A 4,085-nucleotide genomic window follows, 5' to 3' on the forward strand; every position below is an offset into this window, starting at 1 on the left:
AGGTCAGGCTGAGAATGAGGACCGGCGCGTCGGACGGGTTGACCTTGCGGTAGGTCGGGTTCTGGCGCAGAGCGGTCGGCAGGTCGGCGTGGGCGGCGTTGATGGCCGCCTGCACGTCGCGCGCGGCGCCGTCGATGTCGCGGCTGAGGCCGAACTGGAGCACCACGCGGGTCTGGCCGAGGCTGGACGTCGAAGTCATTTCGGTGACGTCGGCGATCTGGCCCAGATGGCGTTCGAGCGGCTGGGCCACACTGTTGGCGACGGTTTCCGGGCTCGCGCCGGGCAGAGACGCGCTCACCGTGATGGTCGGGATCTGGACCTGCGGCAGCGGCGCGACCGGCAGCATGAAAAAGGCCAGCGCGCCGGACAAGGCGATCGCCGCCGTGAGCAGGGTGGTCGCGACCGGGCGACGGATGAAAGGCGCGGAAATGTTCATGCGCTTTCCTCAGGGAAAGCGCATTCCGCTCGCGCGGAAATCCGCCCGCTGCGAGCGGCGTTTCCGCGCGATCTGTTTGCGCTGATCGCGAAGCGATCTGGCGAAAACCGTTTCATTCCGCCGGCTCTCCTCCGGTCGCGGGCCGCATCGCGACCGGCGCCTTGCGGCCGAGACGCAGCGCGAGCCGGTCGAAATAGAGATAGATCACCGGCGTGGTGAACAGGGTCAGCACTTGGCTCACGACAAGGCCGCCGACAATGGCGTAGCCGAGCGGCTGGCGCAGTTCGGAGCCGACGCCCGAACCCAGCATCAGCGGCAGAGCGCCGAGAATGGCGGCCATGGTGGTCATCAGGATCGGCCGGAAGCGCAGCAGACACGCCTGCCGGATCGCCTCGACCGGCTTGAGCCCCTCGACGCGCTCGGCCTCCAGCGCGAAGTCGATCATCATGATCGCGTTCTTCTTCACGATGCCGATCAGCAGGATGATGCCGATGATCGCGATCACGTCCAACTCGTAGCCGAACACCAGCAGGGTCAGCAGCGCGCCGACGCTGGCCGAGGGCAGGGTGGACAGGATGGTGATCGGGTGGACGAAGCTCTCATAGAGCACGCCCAGCACGATATACATGGTGATGACCGCCGCCGCGATCAGCAGGAGCTGGTTGGTCAGCGAGGACTGGAAGGCCGCCGCCGCGCCCTGATAGGCGACCACGAAGGACTCGGGCAGACCGATCTCGGCCCGGGCGCTGTCGATCGCCGTTACCGCCTCGCCGAGCGAGACCCCCTTGGCCAGGTTGAACGAAATGGTGGTGGCGGGGAACTGGCCGAAATGGGTCACGACCAGCGGGCCGTTCCGTTTCTTGACATTGACGATGGCCGAGAGCGGCACCTGCCCGTTGGAGGTCGAGGCGTTGGAAGGCAGATAGATCGTGTCCAGGCCCTTCAGCGATTCCTGGATCGAGGGCGAGCCCTCCATGATGACGCGATATTGGTTCGACTGGGTATAGATGGTCGAGACGATGCGCTGGCCGAACAGGTCATAGAGCACATTGTCCACCGTGGCCGGCGTGATGCCGAAGCGGGCGGCGGTCTCGCGGTCGATGGTGATGTCGAGGGCCGCGCCTTGCTGCTGCATGTCGCTGCCGACGTCGGTCAGCTCCGGCGCCTGCCGCAGCCGGTCGGTGAGGCGCGGCGCCCATTCGGCGAACAGGCCCGGATTGGCGTTCTCCAGCACGAATTTATATTGCGCGCGGGTGACGGTGGAATCGATCGTCAGATCCTGCGAGGGCTGCATATAGAGCTTGACGCCCTCGACCGCCGCCGCCTCGCCGCCGATCCGGCGGATCACTTCGGCGATGGAATCGGCGCGCTGGTCCTGCGGCTTCAGATTGATGAGGAAGCGGCCGGAATTCAGGGTCAGATTGGAGCCGTCGACGCCGACGAAGGAGGTGATGGACGCGACGTCCTTGTCCTTCAGCAGGATTTCGGCGAGCTCGCTCTGCAGGCGGACCATTTCCTTGAACGAGACGTCCTGCGGCCCCTCGGACATGGCCTGGATGACGCCGGTGTCCTGGGCGGGGAAGAATCCCTTGGGAATCTGGATATAGAGGAAGGCCGTCAGCGCCAGCGTGGCGACCGCGACGAACAAAGTAAGCGGCTGGTGGCGCAGCACCACGTCCAGCGCGCGGGCATAGGCCGCGATGATCCCGTCGAACACGCGTTCGGCGGCGAGGTCGAAGCGGCCGCGCTCATTGTCGGGACGATGGCGGATCAGCCGGGCGCACATCATCGGCACCAAGGTCAGCGAGACAAAGGCCGAAATGACGATGGTGACCGCGAGCGTCACCGCGAATTCGTGGAACAGGCGTCCGACCACTTCGCCCATGAACAGCAGCGGGATGAACACCGCGATCAGCGACACGGTCAGCGAAATGATGGTGAAGCCGATCTCCTGCGAGCCCTTCATCGCGGCGTCGAACGGCTTCTCGCCGTTTTCGACATGGCGCGCGATATTCTCGATCATCACGATGGCGTCGTCGACGACGAAGCCGGTCGAGATGGTCAGCGCCATCAGCGAGAGATTGTCGAGGCTGTAGCCGAGCAGATACATCACGCCGAAGGCGCCGACCAGCGAGAGCGGCGCCGACAGGCTGGGAATCAGCGTCGCGGGCAGGGTGCGCAGGAACAGGAAGATCACCAGCACGACCAGTACGATGGCCAGGATCAGCTCGAACTGCACATCGGCGACTGAGGCGCGGATGGTCACGGTGCGGTCGGTCAGAACCTCGACATCCACCGCCGCCGGCAGGTCGGCCAGCAGTTGCGGCAGCAGCTTGCGCACCGAATCGACCGTGGCGATGACATTGGCGCCCGGCTGGCGCTGGACGTTGAGGATGATGGCCGGGGCGCGATTGGCCCAGGCCGCGAGCTTGGTGTTTTCCGGCCCGCCGACCACTTCGGCGACGTCGCGCAGCCGCACCGGCGCGCCATTGCGATAGGCCAGCACCAGATCGGCGAAGCCCTCGGCGCTGGTGACCTGGTCGTTGGCGGCGATCGTCGAGGCCTGCGTGGGGCCGTCGAAACTACCCTTCGGCGTGTTGACATTGGCGTTGCCTATAATGGTCCGCACGTCGTCGATATTCAGCCCGTAAGCCGCGAGCGCGGCGGGATTGAGCCGCACGCGGATCGCCGGCCGCTGGCCGCCCGCCACGCTGACCAGGCCGACGCCGGGCTGCTGCGAGATCTTCTGCGCCAGCCGCGTCTCGCTGATATCCTCCAGCTCGGTGAGCGGCAGGGTCTTGGAGGTCACGGCGAGCGTCAGGATCGGCGCGTCGGCGGGATTGACTTTGAAATAGATCGGCGGCGTCGGCAGGTCGGCCGGCAGCAGATTGTTGGCGGCGTTGATCGCCGCCTGCACTTCCTGCTCCGCGACGTCGAGCGACAGCGACAGCCCGAATTGCAGCGTGATGATCGAGGCGCCGGCGGAACTCGCCGAGGTCATTTCGCTCAGGCCCGGCATCTGGCCCAATTGCCGCTCCAGCGGCGCGGTGACCGAGGAGGTCATCACTTCCGGGCTGGCGCCGGGATAGAAGGTCTGGACCTGGATGGTGGGATAATCCACCGCGGGCAAAGTGGCGAGCGGCAGGAAGCGATAGCCCATCAGGCCCGAAAGCAGGATGGCGAACATCAGCAGCGTCGTCGCCACCGGGCGGCGGATGAAGGGCTCGGAGACGTTCATCGGCGCAGGCCTCCGGAGCGGCGCGCGGCGCCGGCCTCAGGGCTGCTGGGAAACATTGCCGCGTTTTCCATCGCCGGTTCTTTTGGCGCCCGGCGCCTTGTCGCCCGCTTTCGCGCCGTCGGCCTGATCGGCGACGATACGAACCTCGGCGCCCTCGCGCAGGCGGTCGGCGCCGTCCACCACCACCACGTCGCCGGCGGCGAGGCCGGACAGAATCTGAACGTAATCGCCGTCGGTCGCGCCGAGCTTGAGCACGCGGACCTCGGCCTTGCCGTCCTTCACGATATAGGCGTAGTCGCCCGGCGCGCCGTGCTGGGCCGCGGCGGTCGGCGCGGCGACGGCGTCCTTCAGCGTGGTCACCAGCAGCCGGATATTGACGAACTGGTTGGGGAACAGGGCTTCGTCCTTGTT

At 66.3% G+C, this 4,085-nt stretch carries 2 protein-coding genes and 1 pseudogene; all 3 read right to left on the reverse strand.

Going from position 1 to position 4,085, the window contains the following annotated elements:
- A partial coding sequence (locus tag ACE3S9_RS16035) for an efflux RND transporter permease subunit (protein WP_374547481.1) occupies window positions 1–436 on the reverse strand: 436 nt, incomplete at its 3' end.
- 112 nt (window positions 437–548) lie between these two features.
- On the reverse strand, window positions 549–3,674 hold the full coding sequence (locus tag ACE3S9_RS16040; protein ID WP_374547482.1) for a multidrug efflux RND transporter permease subunit: 3,126 nt from the start codon (window positions 3,672–3,674) through the stop codon (window positions 549–551).
- Between the two features lie 36 nt (window positions 3,675–3,710).
- Window positions 3,711–4,085: pseudogene (locus ACE3S9_RS16045) on the reverse strand (efflux transporter periplasmic adaptor subunit); the annotation flags it as partial.

It is taken from the genome of Rhodoblastus sp. (assembly GCF_041915505.1).
Taxonomy (GTDB): Bacteria; Pseudomonadota; Alphaproteobacteria; order Rhizobiales; family Beijerinckiaceae; genus Rhodoblastus.

Coding starts and splice junctions, on each gene's coding strand:
- ACE3S9_RS16040 (WP_374547482.1), bottom strand. CDS start 3,674: ATGAACGTCTCCGAGCCCTTCATCCGCCGCCCGGTGGCGACGACGCTG.